This window comes from Xanthomonas sp. GPE 39 (assembly GCF_000963005.1).
GTDB lineage: Bacteria > Pseudomonadota > Gammaproteobacteria > Xanthomonadales > Xanthomonadaceae > Xanthomonas_A.
On the sequence record NZ_JZHZ01000007.1, the window covers coordinates 2,482,808 to 2,496,570 of the forward strand.

The 13,763-nt window shown below is 61.0% G+C and carries 14 protein-coding genes and 1 tRNA gene; 9 read left to right on the forward strand and 6 right to left on the reverse strand.

The window, feature by feature from the left end:
* Positions 1-117: 117 nt before the first annotated feature.
* Positions 118-693, forward strand: a complete 576-nt coding sequence (locus XALGPE39_RS10300) for a hypothetical protein (RefSeq protein WP_045728094.1) — start codon at positions 118-120, stop codon at positions 691-693.
* Positions 694-946: 253 nt separating this feature from the next.
* Here XALGPE39_RS10300 and XALGPE39_RS10305 read toward each other — a convergent pair whose 3' ends face one another.
* The 4 genes from XALGPE39_RS10305 to XALGPE39_RS10320 all read right to left on the reverse strand — a co-directional run bounded on the left by XALGPE39_RS10305 (position 947) and on the right by XALGPE39_RS10320 (position 5,176).
* Entirely contained in the window at positions 947-1,375 is a 429-nt protein-coding gene (locus XALGPE39_RS10305) for a hypothetical protein (protein ID WP_045728095.1), read from the reverse strand.
* A gap of 86 nt (positions 1,376-1,461) precedes the next feature.
* On the reverse strand, positions 1,462-2,784 hold the full coding sequence (locus tag XALGPE39_RS10310) for a site-specific integrase (RefSeq protein WP_045728096.1): 1,323 nt from the start codon (positions 2,782-2,784) through the stop codon (positions 1,462-1,464).
* A gap of 252 nt (positions 2,785-3,036) precedes the next feature.
* Positions 3,037-3,110 (reverse strand) — tRNA-Gly (locus XALGPE39_RS10315).
* Positions 3,111-3,355: 245 nt separating this feature from the next.
* Positions 3,356-5,176 carry an autotransporter domain-containing esterase gene (locus tag XALGPE39_RS10320; RefSeq protein WP_045728097.1) on the reverse strand — a complete coding sequence of 607 codons (1,821 nt, stop codon included), beginning with the start codon at positions 5,174-5,176 and terminating at the stop codon, positions 3,356-3,358.
* Between the two features lie 174 nt (positions 5,177-5,350).
* Here XALGPE39_RS10320 and thiS point away from each other — a divergent pair, with 174 nt between their 5' ends.
* From thiS to XALGPE39_RS10340, 4 genes are all read left to right on the forward strand, one after another.
* On the forward strand, positions 5,351-5,551 hold the full coding sequence (gene thiS / locus XALGPE39_RS10325) for a sulfur carrier protein ThiS (RefSeq protein ID WP_045728098.1): 201 nt from the start codon (positions 5,351-5,353) through the stop codon (positions 5,549-5,551).
* A gap of 64 nt (positions 5,552-5,615) precedes the next feature.
* On the forward strand, positions 5,616-6,410 hold the full coding sequence (locus XALGPE39_RS10330) for a thiazole synthase (RefSeq protein ID WP_045729141.1): 795 nt from the start codon (positions 5,616-5,618) through the stop codon (positions 6,408-6,410).
* Between the two features lie 10 nt (positions 6,411-6,420).
* Positions 6,421-7,179 (forward strand): tRNA (guanosine(46)-N7)-methyltransferase TrmB, encoded by a 759-nt coding sequence (gene trmB, locus XALGPE39_RS10335; protein ID WP_045728099.1) that lies wholly within the window; start codon positions 6,421-6,423, stop codon positions 7,177-7,179.
* A gap of 102 nt (positions 7,180-7,281) precedes the next feature.
* Positions 7,282-9,150 (forward strand): SLC13 family permease, encoded by a 1,869-nt coding sequence (locus XALGPE39_RS10340; protein ID WP_045728100.1) that lies wholly within the window; start codon positions 7,282-7,284, stop codon positions 9,148-9,150.
* Here the strand turns inward: XALGPE39_RS10340 and XALGPE39_RS10345 are convergent.
* Complete coding sequence (locus tag XALGPE39_RS10345) at positions 9,147-9,485, reverse strand: Rieske (2Fe-2S) protein (protein ID WP_045728101.1); 339 nt, start codon at positions 9,483-9,485, stop codon at positions 9,147-9,149. The two genes, XALGPE39_RS10340 and XALGPE39_RS10345, sit on opposite strands and share 4 nt — an antisense overlap.
* A 201-nt stretch (positions 9,486-9,686) precedes the next feature.
* On the opposite strand from XALGPE39_RS10345, the gene XALGPE39_RS10350 reads away from it, so the two are divergent.
* From XALGPE39_RS10350 to XALGPE39_RS10365, 4 genes are all read left to right on the forward strand, one after another.
* Positions 9,687-9,959 carry a membrane protein gene (locus tag XALGPE39_RS10350; RefSeq protein ID WP_045728102.1) on the forward strand — a complete coding sequence of 91 codons (273 nt, stop codon included), beginning with the start codon at positions 9,687-9,689 and terminating at the stop codon, positions 9,957-9,959.
* Between the two features lie 117 nt (positions 9,960-10,076).
* Entirely contained in the window at positions 10,077-10,784 is a 708-nt protein-coding gene (locus tag XALGPE39_RS10355; protein WP_045728103.1) for a fumarylacetoacetate hydrolase family protein, read from the forward strand.
* Positions 10,785-10,885: 101 nt separating this feature from the next.
* Positions 10,886-11,305 carry a large-conductance mechanosensitive channel protein MscL gene (mscL, locus tag XALGPE39_RS10360; RefSeq protein WP_045728104.1) on the forward strand — a complete coding sequence of 140 codons (420 nt, stop codon included), beginning with the start codon at positions 10,886-10,888 and terminating at the stop codon, positions 11,303-11,305.
* A 183-nt stretch (positions 11,306-11,488) separates the two neighbouring features.
* Complete coding sequence (locus tag XALGPE39_RS10365) at positions 11,489-12,553, forward strand: LacI family DNA-binding transcriptional regulator (RefSeq protein ID WP_045728105.1); 1,065 nt, start codon at positions 11,489-11,491, stop codon at positions 12,551-12,553.
* A 105-nt stretch (positions 12,554-12,658) separates the two neighbouring features.
* Here the strand turns inward: XALGPE39_RS10365 and XALGPE39_RS10370 are convergent, their stop codons facing one another.
* Positions 12,659-13,714, reverse strand: a complete 1,056-nt coding sequence (locus tag XALGPE39_RS10370) for a cytochrome P450 (RefSeq protein ID WP_045728106.1) — start codon at positions 13,712-13,714, stop codon at positions 12,659-12,661.
* Positions 13,715-13,763 lie beyond the last annotated feature (49 nt).

Sequence of the window (13,763 nt, forward strand, 5' to 3'; positions counted from 1 at the left end):
TTCGTCGTCTTCTCAATGCTCATGCTTGGAAATGCAACGTCTCTACTTCAAAGTTCATAACACGCTCTAGGCCGCGCTCTTCGTGAACTTGCGAACCATATCAACACCTTTGGGTCCATGATCAAGAAGTTGGAGGCTTGGGATCTGGTAATCGAACGCCTTGATGACGAACAGATCTTTTCCCTGTCGCTTGAGCACATTGAGCCTTTGGCCAATCTTGCGATATCAGCGCCCCAGTCTATACGAGGCCAATTGATCTTCGCAGCGGTTGAGTGCGGGGCATTGGCCAACCCGTTTGTAGGAAAAGAGCATGGATGGAATGGAAAGAGCAATGTCGACATCCGCTTTGCCAAGAGAGTGGCAGACCACTGGTCCGCATGGCCCGCACTGGCCGCATCCCTCTCAGATCTTGAAGTTAGAGAACTGAACGAAGCCAGTAGTAATTTCAGGAACGACTATCAGCATGGATCTCCGCGATCATTGATCATCGGAGTCACAACGCGCACGACTTGGATAGGCCATGGAGATGGGAGCCGGGGATGGGGCATCGGCACCGAAGACCCCATCAGATTGAAAGAGATCATCCCTCATCTTAAGAGCGCGCACTCTAGATCCCTGAAAGCATTGGATGTCTTCCACGAACTCTCCAAAGAATGGGTTGCCGCTATGCCGACCCTTCCAAAATCCTCATAAAATCAAGGACTTCCTATACCTATTATCAGATGGGAGAGGCTTCCATCATGGTTTACTGATACTCAATTCCAGGAACATGATCCTCGCAGTCGCCTGCAATCAGCGTCCCGGCCACCTCTTGGACTTGACTTTATTCCTATATACCCTAGCCTCTTGATATTATTATTGGATATGCGAGATGTTGACAATTTTTAGATCATTACTTCTTATGCTTTTGGTAAGCGCCTGGATTTCCTTCAATCTTTCAATTTTGCTATGGGCTTGGCAGGAGCAAATACCAAAAGCGAAGGCCGAACAAGTAACTTGCAGCAGCAATCAGCATGAGAAGGGGATTGAGCATCCAAAGCGAGCAAACCGCCAGCAATGACGCTGCATTTATTATTACACCAAAGACGTCCTCGAGTAAATAATTAACGAACTGATGTCGATACTTAGCCTCATCTTTTTTTGAGACAAGAAACAAGAGCGCCGCTACAACGGCGGCGGCTACGATCAATCTACACCAGAGGTTCCAGTCCAAGAAATTGCCAATCTTAAAGGTCGCTGTAGCTGCTGCCGGACCTGAATCCTTGAAAACCCACCATGGCAATTCCACGGTGATCAGCGCTAAAAATACCCACAAGAGAAGATTTATGAAAATTCTAAACAGATAGTCATAGATTATCCTTCCACGCGATGACATTAAAATCCCCTTGATTCAAAAATCTAGATGTAGATTGACCAGCGAGCGAAAGCTGCTAATTCAGAATGATCTAGGCTCACCCAAGGTCAATAGAAGGTGCCTTTTATGTAGACAGGCAACTGGACAGGGAGCGAGAACCTAGCAAGCGACGCCACTCTGTCCGGCAGACTTCGCCGATCAATGTAGAACTTCTCCAACACGCCCTGCCCGCGCGCATGACCGGTGATCGCCGCAATGGCTGAGGCCGACACACCCGCTTCATCCAAACGCGACGCAATGGTGTGGCGAAAGCCATGAAAGCCTTCCCCCTTCGCCGTGATCCCTTGACGTTTAATGTAGACCGAAAACTGTCGACTCAACTGTCGACCAAAGCCCAGTCCGGTGCTGTTGGGCAGATGCGGGAAGATCTGCGTGTGTCCTGCCTGGCGCACCTCATCGATGTAGACCAGAAAGCCGGCATCGATCACCGGCTTGGCCAATGGCACAAAACGGCGGCTGTTCTTGTTCTTGACGCTCTGCCCCTTCCCGCCCTGTCGCACGAAGAACCCTGGCACCCCATCAATCGTGTCGATGTCCTCCACCCGAAGCTGCGCGATCTCATTCACGCGCGCCCCTGAGTAAAGCCCAAGCATCGGGCCAAACCATCTGTGCGGATACTTCTTGGCCCATGCCGGGAAGGCCACCGGATCGAAGATCGCCTTCAACTCAGCATCGGTGAAGGGCTCACCCGTGTCGTCGGCGTCAGGCGTGGCAATGGCCCGGATGCCTGCTAACGGATTGCTCGCCAGAAGCCCTGCCGACACGAGCGACGCCAAGAACACCGACAAGCGCTGACGGTGCTTGGCAACCGTCCAGGCGGCAGGCTCGGGAACTTGATTAGTTTGGGCAAGCGCCACCACCTCCATGACCGCAAGGTCCTTATAGGGCGCACGCTTGGTCGCATTCGACGGCCACCACCGCACGACATCGAAAAAGGCGCGCACGTGGTCTACCGTCAGCTCGGACACCGCGAGATCTTGCCCCACCGCACCCGCAAACAAACGCAATGAGTGGCGGCTTTCAAGCACCGTCTTACTGTGGAGCTTGGCACGCTCCAAGTCTCCCAAGTGATCCGCAATCGCCTTGGACAACAGCGGGCCAGACGCTTTGGCCTTGCCGGTGCGCCAGCCACTTGGTTTGGCAGGCGCGGCATTTCCGCTGACTGGATCGCGCAACAGCTCAGCAAACAGCGCCGCATCTTCGGGCGTGTCGATCTGGGCCTTACCGAGATGCGTGCCATTGGGCAGCGTCACATCGGTCAATGTGAGTTCGCGCAGTCCTTGTTCTCGAATGCGGCGCAGCACTTCGTCCAGATCCACCGACTTCCCCTGCCTCAATGCTTGGAACGCGTTCGATAGTGCCATCCCCATGTAGGCAGACACCAGACGCGCAGCATCGCCGGGGCGAAGATGGAGAGGGCGAACGAGATATCGCGAGCCGACTTGCCCCCGCAAATCAGGAGGAACCAAGAAGCGCACGTAGAGGCCTGACGGCCGATGCAGCAAGAGGGGCTTGGGCAAAAACGATACCTCAAACGATACCTTCGGAGGTCGTTCGAGGCGGTCTTCAGCCGGGAGGAATAGCCAGCGCAGTCAATAACTTAGCGCTGCAACTCGCGAGACTGGAGCGGGCGATGGGAATCGAACCCACGTCAGTAGCTTGGGAAGCTACAGCTCTACCATTGAGCTACGCCCGCATTGCCTGCGCAGTCTATGCGTTGAGCCCGTCGTTGCGCAACAAAGCGGCGCATTCCAGAGATCACCGATAACATCGAGACGACCTGGAAACACCCAAAAATAAACAGGCTCCAGCCACGCCATCTCCCATGGAAGTGGCGCAACCAGAGCCCTTGCTGCCACCGTGCGTCTAGCCGACGCACGGCGTTGCATCACCTATCGCGTCCAACACAACAACGGACACGACAGGCGATATGGCAACCAATCAGAAACTGCAGCCGAGGTTCAAGAACACCGACGTGTCGTGCGCACGCGACTGCGCCGTGGTGGTGTCGATGCCGACATTGCTGTCCAGACCCAATAGCTTGAACCGCGCGCCCAGCACCACCGAACCATAGTTGCGGTCGAAGTTGATGCCCGGCACCGCAAAGCTGCCGATATCCGACATAGTCTGCAACCAAGCGGTGGCTTCATGATTCTTCTTGAACTCGTGATCGTAGGTAGCCTGCAGGTACGGCTTGACTATGCCGACATCGAGACTGGCCTTCCAACCAATACGGCCAACCATCGACTCGACGCTCTGGTTGTTATAGCCCAGCGCGCTGGAATCCAGGTTGCTCTCGGTGTAGCCGTCGCGCTTGACCTTCTGCCAGATCGCAGCAGCCACCGGGCCAGTCTTGAAAGGACCTAAGCCGAACTCGTAACCACCCTGCAGGGCCGCGGTCAGGTTACTGCCATCCGGCGACCCCTTGTGCTCAATGCTGGCCGGGCCGAGGTTGACCTTGCGGGTCACGTCGTAGCGCAACCAGCTGTAGCTGATCTGAGCGTTGACCCACGCTTGCTCGCCGTACCAGCCGGCAAAGCCGCCCAGCGTGGAGTCCTTCTGCGTGTATTTACCGCTGCTGTTGCCAAAATCGGCATCGACTCGACCGAAACCGCCGAAGCCGCCGAACACCCACTCACCGCGCGACCAATCCAGGCCGAACAAACCCGCCGGCGCCATGCCGTCGTACAGGTCGCCGTGCTGATAGCGCTGCATGTCGCCGCGCAGGTTGCCCCACCAACGCATGCCATCGGCCTCCGGACGGCCGTCCACATGCCAAGCCACCTGGTCCGCACGCGCGCGACCGACCATCTGCGCTGAACGCGTCAGTACCTGCTGCAGACGCGGGCCTTCCAGAATCGACAGCGTGTACTGCGACAGCAGTTCATGGGTGTAGCCGGTCGGATGCACGCCATCGGCGAACACATACGTTTCTGGGGCAGTGGGGCTGACGTAGGTGGTCGGGTTGCAGGTAAACGACTGCGCGGTGATCTGCGGCTGACAGGCGGTCCCAGTGACATTGGTAAAACCGTACATCGCCGGGTTGGCGACCAGTTCCTGCAGCAGGTGGAAGGAGTCCACCGGAATCACCCGCAATCCGGCGCTCTTCAGTCCGGCGAACAAGGCGGTGTTATACGCGCTGGACAGCGCCGTGCCCTGTGCCATTGCATTCGCGCCAGCGGCGCGGGCTCTCGGGGTAATGCCGAGATCGGGAACATCGGTGACCATCACGTAACGCGCGCCCGCGCTCTTCAGGCTGGCAACGATGCCCACTTCGGCCGTCACCGCATCGGCGATGGTGGAAGCCACCGGAGCACCCTGCCCGCCGATGGCGAACAAGTCATTGGCACCACCCCACACGCCATACAGAGCGTGCCGGTCGGCCTTGCCGCCGTTGGCAGCCAGATAGTTGCTGGTCTGCGTCGCCAGCGACGGCGCCACGCCAAGGGCAGTGAGATTGTCCACACCGACGCGGGCACCGCCCGCGGCATAGTTGTCGCCGATCTGGCCATTGCCATTGGCTGCGCCATTGGTGCCGTAGTGACGGGCGATGTACTGCGCCCAGACCCAGTCCGGATTGGTGGTGAACTGTCCAGTCACCGCTTGCACCGAGGCCGGCAGCAATGGACGGTAATAGCCAGCGTCGGTCAGGCTATCACCGAAGAACACCGTGCGGCTGTAGGTGGATTGGGCAAATGCGGGCGCGGCAGCAAGCACGATGGCGACGGCAAGCGACGAACGGAACAGACGGATAGAAGTCATGAATGCCCTCCCGGGCAAGAACATTGAAATTGTTTGTAGTGCAAGTAAATGAGCGAAGGAAAAAAATTGAAGCCGCATGGCAAGATGGTGCGATCTCAACCCCATCCAGACACTCACCTCGCGCCTGTGCGTAACGCAAATCGCGCACCGAAGCGCACGCTACGAAACCTTAACATGTATATCGAATTGAATGGCAGACAGCGCACGCTGTCCCCCGGCAGCACCGTCACCACACTGTTGTCCGAGGAAAATCTCGCACAACGTCGGGTCGCGGTCGAAGTCAATGGCACGATCGTGCCGCGAGGCGCACACGCCGACCACCTACTACACGATGGTGATCGGGTCGAGATCGTGCACGCACTGGGCGGCGGCTGAATCGCGATGGCCCACGACGCAGCGCGAACTCGGCAGCGCGGGTGCGATGGGCGATAATCCGCCGATGAACCCTCACGCCCCACTTGATGCGCTGGTCATCGCCGGCAAACCTTATCGTTCGCGCCTACTCACCGGCACCGGCAAATTCGCCGATCTCGAACAAACCCGCCTTGCGACGGAGGCCGCCGCCGCGCAGATCGTCACCGTCGCGATCCGCCGCAGCAATATCGGCCAGAGTCCGGGCGAGCCCAATCTGCTCGACGTGCTGCCGCCGGAGCGCTACACCATCCTGCCCAACACCGCTGGCTGCTACACCGCCGAAGACGCGGTACGCACCTGCCGCCTGGCGCGCGAGTTGCTCGACGGGCACAACCTGACCAAGCTGGAAGTGTTGGGCGACCAGCGCACCCTGTTCCCGGACGTGGTGCAGACCCTGAAGGCCGCCGAGATCCTGGTCGCCGAAGGTTTCGAGGTGATGGTCTATACCAGCGACGATCCGATTCTGGCCAAGCGCCTGGAAGAAATCGGCTGCGTCGCGGTGATGCCGCTGGCCGCGCCAATCGGCTCCGGGCTGGGCATCCAGAATCGCTACAACCTGCTGGAAATCATCGACAACGCCAAGGTGCCGATCATCGTTGATGCCGGCGTCGGCACCGCATCGGACGCAGCGATCGCGATGGAGTTGGGGTGCGACGGCGTCCTGATGAACACCGCCATCGCCGGGGCGCGCAACCCGGTGCTGATGGCCAGCGCGATGCGCAAGGCCGTGGAAGCCGGACGCGAAGCGTTCCTGGCCGGGCGTATCCCGCGCAAGCGTTACGCCAGCGCGTCCTCGCCAGTTGATGGGCTGATCGGATGAAAACACGCGCATGACCGACCCGTTTTCCAGCGCCGGCGCCAAGACACCGCCCAAGCCGTTCACGGTCGAGGAAGGCCGCCGCCAGGTGCGTAGTTTCGTCTTGCGCCAAGGCCGCTTCACCCCGGCCCAGCAGCGTGCCTTCGATGCACTGTGGCCGCGCTTCGGCCTGGACTACCAGGGTCGGCCGCGCGATCTACAGGCGCTGTTCGGACGCAATGCCCCCAAGGTGTTGGAGATCGGTTTCGGCAACGGCACCGCGCTGCGGCATGCCGCCCGCAACGATCCGGCCCGCGACTACATCGGCATCGAAGTACATGCACCGGGTGTGGGCCGCCTGCTCAATGCCCTGGACGAAGACAACGCCGCGCACGTGCGCCTGTACCACCACGACGCCGTGGAAGTGCTGCAACACGAAATCGACGACGCGGCCTTGGACGAAATCCGCATCTATTTCCCGGACCCATGGCATAAAAAGCGCCACAACAAACGACGCTTGCTGCAACCGGCATTTGCCGCATTACTGGTGCGCAAGCTGCGCGACGGCGGCCGGCTGCACTGCGCCACCGACTGGGCCGACTATGCAGAGCAGATGTGGGACGTGCTCGACGCCACTCCAGGCCTGAGCAACCGCGCCGGGCCGCGTGGCCACGTGCCACGTCCGCACTGGCGTCCGCAGACCCACTTCGAGACCCGTGGCCAGACCCTGGGCCATGGCGTATGGGACTTGCTGTACGACAAGGTGGAAACAGGAGCGACAGCACATCTATGAAGTGCGTCTGCGCCATGCTCCCGCCACCGACCTACACTGCCGCATGCGCATCGTGCCTGCGGTCGCTTTGCGCCTGACCCCGATCTACGAGCACAGCCCCGCATGGACACCGCGCTGACCCTGACCAACGACATGAAACTCGTTCTCGGGCTCGTCGGCTTCACGATGGCAATGTTCGTGTTCGAACGCATTCGCGCCGACGTGGTGGCCCTGGTGGTCCTGGTGGTCCTGGGCGTTACCGGCCTGATCGCGCCAGAGGAACTGTTCAGCGGCTTCTCCGGCAACGCGGTGATGAGCATCATCGCCACCACCATCCTCGGCGCGGGACTGGAACGCACCGGCGCACTGAACCGGCTGGCGTCATGGTTGCTGCGACGTGCGCGCGGCGTCGAGGAACGGCTGATGCTGTTCACCACCGCCATCGCCGGACTCAATTCCTCGTTCATGCAGAACCCGTCGGTGATGGCACTGTACCTGCCGGTCGCCGCGCGGCTGGCCGGGCGTACCACGCTCACCCTGCAACGGCTCCTGCTGCCGATCGCCGCGGCGATCGTGATGGGAGGCGCGCTGACCATGGTCGGCACCTCGCCACTGATCCTGCTCAACGATTTGCTGCAATCGGCCAACAACAACCTGCCCTCGGGCATGGCCACGATCCAACCACTGCGCATGTTCGCGCCGCTGCCGATCGGCTTGGCGCTGTTGTTGGCCTCACTGATCTACTTCCGCCTGCGCGGCGACAAGGTGCTGGCGGAAGAGGAACTGCTGATCAACAACGGCGTCACTCCTGCACGCACCGAGAGCTACTTCGCCCACACCTACGGCATCGAGGGCGACGTCTTCGAATTGATCGTCAGCGCCGACAGTCCGTTGGTCGGCATGACCCTGGGCGAGGCCGAGACCATCCACAACGCCCCACTGCTGCTGGCATTGAAAACCGGCAACGATACCCGGCTGGCACCGCCGACGGAGATGCGTATCTGGGTCGGCAGTGTGCTCGGGGTGATGGGTACGCGCCAGCAGGTCGCCGATTTCGCGCAGAACCATTTCCTGCGTATGTCCTCGCGCCTGCGCCACCTCGGCGACCTGTTCAACCCCAGCCGCGCCGGCATCTCCGAGGCGGTGATCCCCCCGACCTCACGCTTCATCGGCAAGAGCGCGGCCGAACTGCGCCTGCGCAAGCAGGCCGGCATCAGCCTGTTGGCGATCAACCGCAACAAGCAAGTGATCCGCGAGAATGTCCGCAAGGTGCCGCTGTACGCTGGCGACATGCTGGTGTTCCATAGCATCTGGCAGGACTTGGCACAGGCCTCGGAAAGCCGCGACTTCGTGGTGGTCACCGACTATCCGAAGGGCGAACATCGCCCGCACAAATTCAAGATCGCGATGACGATCTTCGCCTTGACCATCTTGATCGCACTCACCTCCAAACTGCCGGTGGCACTGACCCTGATGACCGGCGTGGCCGGCATGCTGCTGACCGGTGTGCTGCGCATGGAGGAGGCCTACGCTTCAATCAACTGGAAGACCATCTTTCTGATGGCCGGGTTGATCCCGCTGGGCTGGGCGATGGACAGCAGCGGCACCGCCGCCTGGGTTGCCGGCCACACCATCGCGCGGCTGCCAGAAGGCATGCCGGTGTGGACTCTGGAAATCGCATTGGGCTTGCTCACCACGGCATTTTCGCTGGTCATCAGCCATGTCGGCGCGACCATCGTGATGGTGCCGATCGCCGTCAACCTGGCGCTGGCGGCGGGCGGCAATCCCACCGCATTCGCACTCATCGTGGCGCTGTCGGCCTCCAACAACCTGATGACTGCGTCCAACCCAGTGATCTCGATGATTACCGGCCCGGCCAACTACCAGCCGCGCGAACTATGGCGGGTGGGTGGGCCGTTATCGCTGATCTATACGCTGGTGGTGGTGCTGATGGTCAACCTGATGTCGATGCACTGGTGGGGCGCGCTTTAAAGCAGGACCACCTGTCCGGCGCGCACTGTCACCGGCACCGCATGTAGGCTCTCGCCACGACATGGGCCCGAGACACATTGACCCGCCTGCAAGTCGAACGCGGCACCATGCGCGGCGCACACCAAGTGGCCTTGGCGACTTTTCAGGAACTGACCCGGTGCCCAATCCAGACGTCGTCCGGCATGCGGGCAGACATTCAACCAGACGCGTACATCGTCGCCATCGCGATACAGCAGCAGCGACTCGGACTCGCCGCCAAGCATGGCCTGGACCTCGATCAGTTCACCAGGGACCAGATGATGCAAGGACGCAAGCACGGCAGGAGAGTCGGACATCGAACGTGGAGCGGGCAGCGACAAGACCCCCATTCTTGCATGGCGACTCCATTGGCAGCGCCATTCCCATTTCACTTGGGCGATACATACAAACGATTGAGCGGCAAGTGTTAATTTTTTAATTAACGAATTTTTCACCACTCAGGATAAAACAGCACCGATACTGCGCGCCATCGGTTCCAACTGACACAGACATCTGCCATGCGTGATCGCATCTTCAATTTCGACCACCTCCGACAGGTGTTCGCGCCGCGCAAGCCACGCCATCCACTGGTCAAACTGGCGCTTGGCCTGATTGGTCTGGCAATTCTGGCAGGGCTGGTGTTCATCAGCGTGTTCGTGGGTGCGGCCATGATCCTCGGCGGCATCGCGATGAAATTACTGAGCCAACGCGGCAAGCGTCCGGCAACCGTGCGCCATCAGGTGGTCGATGGTGAATACCGAGTGGTGCGCAAGCCCGCACTGCCGCTGTAAATCACCATCGCGTGCGCTGCGCTGCGCTCGGTAGCGGCGCACGCCTAGTTTTTCAGCTCTGCAAACAAGCATGGGCGTTACACTGCGGCAATCCTTTTGCCGCCAGGGTATCTGTGCATGCGCGACCTGTTTATCGCCCCCGAGACTCCGCGCGTTCCCGTGCGCGGGCAGGGCCTATTTCCCGTGCATCGCATCTACTGCGTGGGCCGCAACTTCGCCGACCATGCGCGCGAGATGGGCGCCAGCGTCCCCGCCACGAAAGCCGAGCGCGGTCAGCCGATATTCTTCATGAAACCCGCCGATGCGCTGGTGATCGGCACCGAGACCATCCCCTACCCGCCCGCGACGCAGGACCTGCACTACGAGGTGGAACTGGTGGCAGCAGTGGGGCGGAACGCGCCGGCCGGTGAGTTGAGCATCACCGAGGCCAACGCGTTAGTACTGGCTTACGGCGTGGGCCTGGATCTGACCCGTCGCGACCTGCAGGCAACGGCCAAGGCAAAGGGACTGCCCTGGGACATCGCCAAGGGCTTCGACCACTCCGCGCCGATCAGCGAACTGGTCCTGGCCAGCGAAGTGGGCCCGCTGGAAACGCGCACGCTATCGCTGGAAGTCAACGGCCAGATCCGCCAACAATCGCGACTGGAGCAGATGATCTGGAACGTGCCGGAGATCCTGCAGGCATTGTCTATGCTGTTCGCGCTACGCGCTGGCGACCTGGTGTTCATGGGCACGCCCGCCGGCGTGGCCGCACTCCAGCCCGGCGACCGTTTCAGCGCACGCCTGGAGAAGGTAATCGAGCGCCACGGCACTATCGTCGGCTAACGGCAGCACAGCGCCACAATACCTGTACCGGCGTACACACCGCCGACTGCGCTAGTCTAGGGCTGCGGCGATCCGCCCGCGTCAACGAAGAGGAACCTCCGATGAGCATGATCCGCGAATTCAAGGAATTCGCCATGCGTGGCAACGTGCTGGACCTTGCCGTCGGTGTGGTGTTGGGCGCCGCATTCGGCAAGATCGTCACCGCACTGGTGGAAAAGATCATCATGCCGCCGATTGGACTGCTCGTTGGCGGCATGGATTTCTCGCGTTGGGCATGGACGTTGAAAGCGGCGACGGTGGACGCGGCCGGCAAGCCGGTGCCGGCAGTGGTGATCGGCATCGGAGACTTCCTCAATACCATCGTCCAATTCGTCATCGTGGCCTTCGCCATCTTCATGTTGGTGAAAACGGTCAACCGCATCGCCCGCAAGGAACCGCCAGCGGACAAGGGCCCAAGCGAGGAAGTGCTCTTGCTACGCGAGATCCGCGACTCCCTCAAGCACGACACAACACCACGCTGAACACCCGACTGGCCTGCGCCGCACGGCCCCGTCGCGCGGGCCAGGCGTGTCACCAGCAAGCCAGCCGCGATCAGGGAGCGACTTGGTAGACACCAAGCCGAGACAGCGGTGCCGCACAGGGAGTAAGCTGTATATGACCTGCCGATGACAAACGCAGCTCCCTTCGCAACAACATCAGGACACTTGATGACCACACGACAACGTCGCGTGGGCTCAGCGGTGACGCTGCTGGATGTGGCCCGCCATGCGGGTGTGTCACCGATGACCGCTTCACGTGTAATCAATCGTCATCCACGCGTGGGCGCTAGCATGCGCGAGCGCGTGGAAGCCTCGATCAAGGCACTGGGATACCGTCCCAATCTGGCCGGACGTTCGCTGCGCACCGCTTGCCTGGCGCGGATCGGCGTGCTGTACAGCAACCCCAGCGCGGCTTATCTCAACCAGTTCATGCTCGGCGTATTGGAGCAAAGCAGCCTGGAAGGCAGCCAGGTTCTGGTGGAAAAAAGCGAGAACAGCGATCACCAACACGCCGCCGCCGAGCGCCTGCTTGCCGCCGGTGCCGACGGGATGATCCTGCCGCCACCACTGTGCGATGCGTGGCAGACCATCGAAACGTTGGACGAACGCGGCATCCCACTCGTAGCCGTGGCCACCGGCACGCCAATGCGCGGCATCAGCTCGGTGCGCATCGACGACTACCAGGCCGCGTGCACAATCACCCGGCACCTGCTGGAACTGGGCCACCGCGATATCGGCTTCATCAGCGGCGATCCGAGTCATACGCCGAGCGCTCTACGCAGCCGCGGCTTCTTCGACACCATGGCCGCAAGCGGACTGACGGTGGAGCCGACACGTCTGGCCGAAGGTCTGTTCACCTATCGCTCCGGACTGCTCGCCGCAAGTAGGTTATTGCAGACAACACCGCATCCAAGCGCCATCCTGTGCAGCAACGACGACATGGCCGCAGCCGCAGTGGCCGTGGCACACGGGTTGCGCCTGCGCGTGCCCGAGGATCTATCGATCGCCGGCTTCGACGACACGCCGGTCGCGACCACGATCTGGCCCGAGCTGACCACCATCCACCAACCGGTCGCCGCGATGGGCCGCACCGCCGTGACTCTGCTGCTCGGCGAAATCCGCCAACGCCGCAGCGGCCTACCCAATCGCGGCATCCACCACGTGATGACGTATACGCTGGTACCGCGCAACTCCACCGCACCACCAGCAGCGGCACGCGCATCGAACTGACGCGTTGCCCGTGGCGTCATGGCCGGCAAACAAACGTGTACACGCGGTGCAGGCCGGGTGCAATTGACGGACCAATGCCATGCGTTTGGTCACCAGCGCAGCGCATCAGCCGCGCCCCTGTCGGACGACGTCAATCTGGAAGACCCCTAGCAACCCAGGCAGCGGCACATGCGCACGACGCTGCTTCGGACTGACGACGAGGTCCTGAGCGCGCAGCAACTCCAGCATTTGCTCGGCCAGCGGCATGACCATGTGCCGCCCCCAGCAGCGTTCGGATGCGTGTCCAAACGGTAGATAGCCTGGCAGCGCATCGGGATCCAATCGATCCCAGCGGTCTGGACGAAACACCTCCGCGTCCTCCCACAGCGCCGGGTCACGGTGACTGAGCAGGGGCAGGACCAGGAGATCATCGGCAACGCCGATGCGCTGGTCCAGCGCAACGTATTCGGGTGAAGCTTTGCGCAGCAGGCTCCAGGCCGGCGGCAGCAGGCGCATTGCTTCGTAGAGAATGTTGCGGTTGGATGCTGATGGATCGAAAGGCGATCCGAGCCATAGCGCATTGGCGACGAGCGCAGAGATGGTGAAGCAAAGCGGTACGGCGGCACGTCGATACAGACCCATGGCATGGCGACGCTCGCGATAACAGCTCGCGCCTGCGGCAACGGTCACCTTGGCCAGCGCCGAAGCGTCCTCCCGCGCCGTCAACGGCAATGCCGCGCCGGCCGCGATAAACGTCCAGGTCAACATGGGAGTCAGTTCGAGTGCTCTGTCCATCAGCACACGCAAACGCCATGGATCCGTCCCGAGCAACAGATCGCACAGATAGCGATGCCCCACATGCGGCCACGAACCGGATAGATCGAGCGTTGCGGGAACCGGGCGTTTCAGCGCCTCGCGCACGTCCGAGCCAATGGCCTGCATCAGCTTCGCGGCTTCGGCGCGGGTGATCGAACGACCTTGCAAGGGTTTGAACGTCGGACGTTCGTGCTCTGTCGCGGGTCTCGCCGCAAGCAATTGATCAATGAGCGTCGCGCCGGCGACACCAATCGTATTCTTTTCCAACCGGAACGCATCCTGTCCTAGATGCTCGCGTAACAACGCCTGCAGGGGCGATGCGAAGACGGTCGTGCGCACTTCGCGGCCAGTCAGGATTGCGGACATCCGAATTCTCCTAAGCTTAAAAGAAACGATGCCCGACGAACCCCGTCCG

What these genes read in the sequence shown, in the direction of transcription:
- XALGPE39_RS10370 (WP_045728106.1), bottom strand. Translation starts at nt 13,714, where the DNA reads ATGTCCGCAATCCTGACTGGCCGCGAAGTGCGCACGACCGTCTTCGCA.
- XALGPE39_RS10310 (WP_045728096.1), bottom strand. Translation starts at nt 2,784, where the DNA reads ATGGGGATGGCACTATCGAACGCGTTCCAAGCATTGAGGCAGGGGAAG.
- mscL (WP_045728104.1), top strand. Translation starts at nt 10,886, where the DNA reads ATGAGCATGATCCGCGAATTCAAGGAATTCGCCATGCGTGGCAACGTG.
- XALGPE39_RS10300 (WP_045728094.1), top strand. Translation starts at nt 118, where the DNA reads ATGATCAAGAAGTTGGAGGCTTGGGATCTGGTAATCGAACGCCTTGAT.
- XALGPE39_RS10320 (WP_045728097.1), bottom strand. Translation starts at nt 5,176, where the DNA reads ATGACTTCTATCCGTCTGTTCCGTTCGTCGCTTGCCGTCGCCATCGTG.
- XALGPE39_RS10305 (WP_045728095.1), bottom strand. Translation starts at nt 1,375, where the DNA reads ATGTCATCGCGTGGAAGGATAATCTATGACTATCTGTTTAGAATTTTC.
- thiS (WP_045728098.1), top strand. Translation starts at nt 5,351, where the DNA reads ATGTATATCGAATTGAATGGCAGACAGCGCACGCTGTCCCCCGGCAGC.
- XALGPE39_RS10345 (WP_045728101.1), bottom strand. Translation starts at nt 9,485, where the DNA reads ATGTCCGACTCTCCTGCCGTGCTTGCGTCCTTGCATCATCTGGTCCCT.
- trmB (WP_045728099.1), top strand. Translation starts at nt 6,421, where the DNA reads ATGACCGACCCGTTTTCCAGCGCCGGCGCCAAGACACCGCCCAAGCCG.
- XALGPE39_RS10355 (WP_045728103.1), top strand. Translation starts at nt 10,077, where the DNA reads ATGCGCGACCTGTTTATCGCCCCCGAGACTCCGCGCGTTCCCGTGCGC.
- XALGPE39_RS10350 (WP_045728102.1), top strand. Translation starts at nt 9,687, where the DNA reads ATGCGTGATCGCATCTTCAATTTCGACCACCTCCGACAGGTGTTCGCG.
- XALGPE39_RS10330 (WP_045729141.1), top strand. Translation starts at nt 5,616, where the DNA reads ATGAACCCTCACGCCCCACTTGATGCGCTGGTCATCGCCGGCAAACCT.
- XALGPE39_RS10340 (WP_045728100.1), top strand. Translation starts at nt 7,282, where the DNA reads ATGGACACCGCGCTGACCCTGACCAACGACATGAAACTCGTTCTCGGG.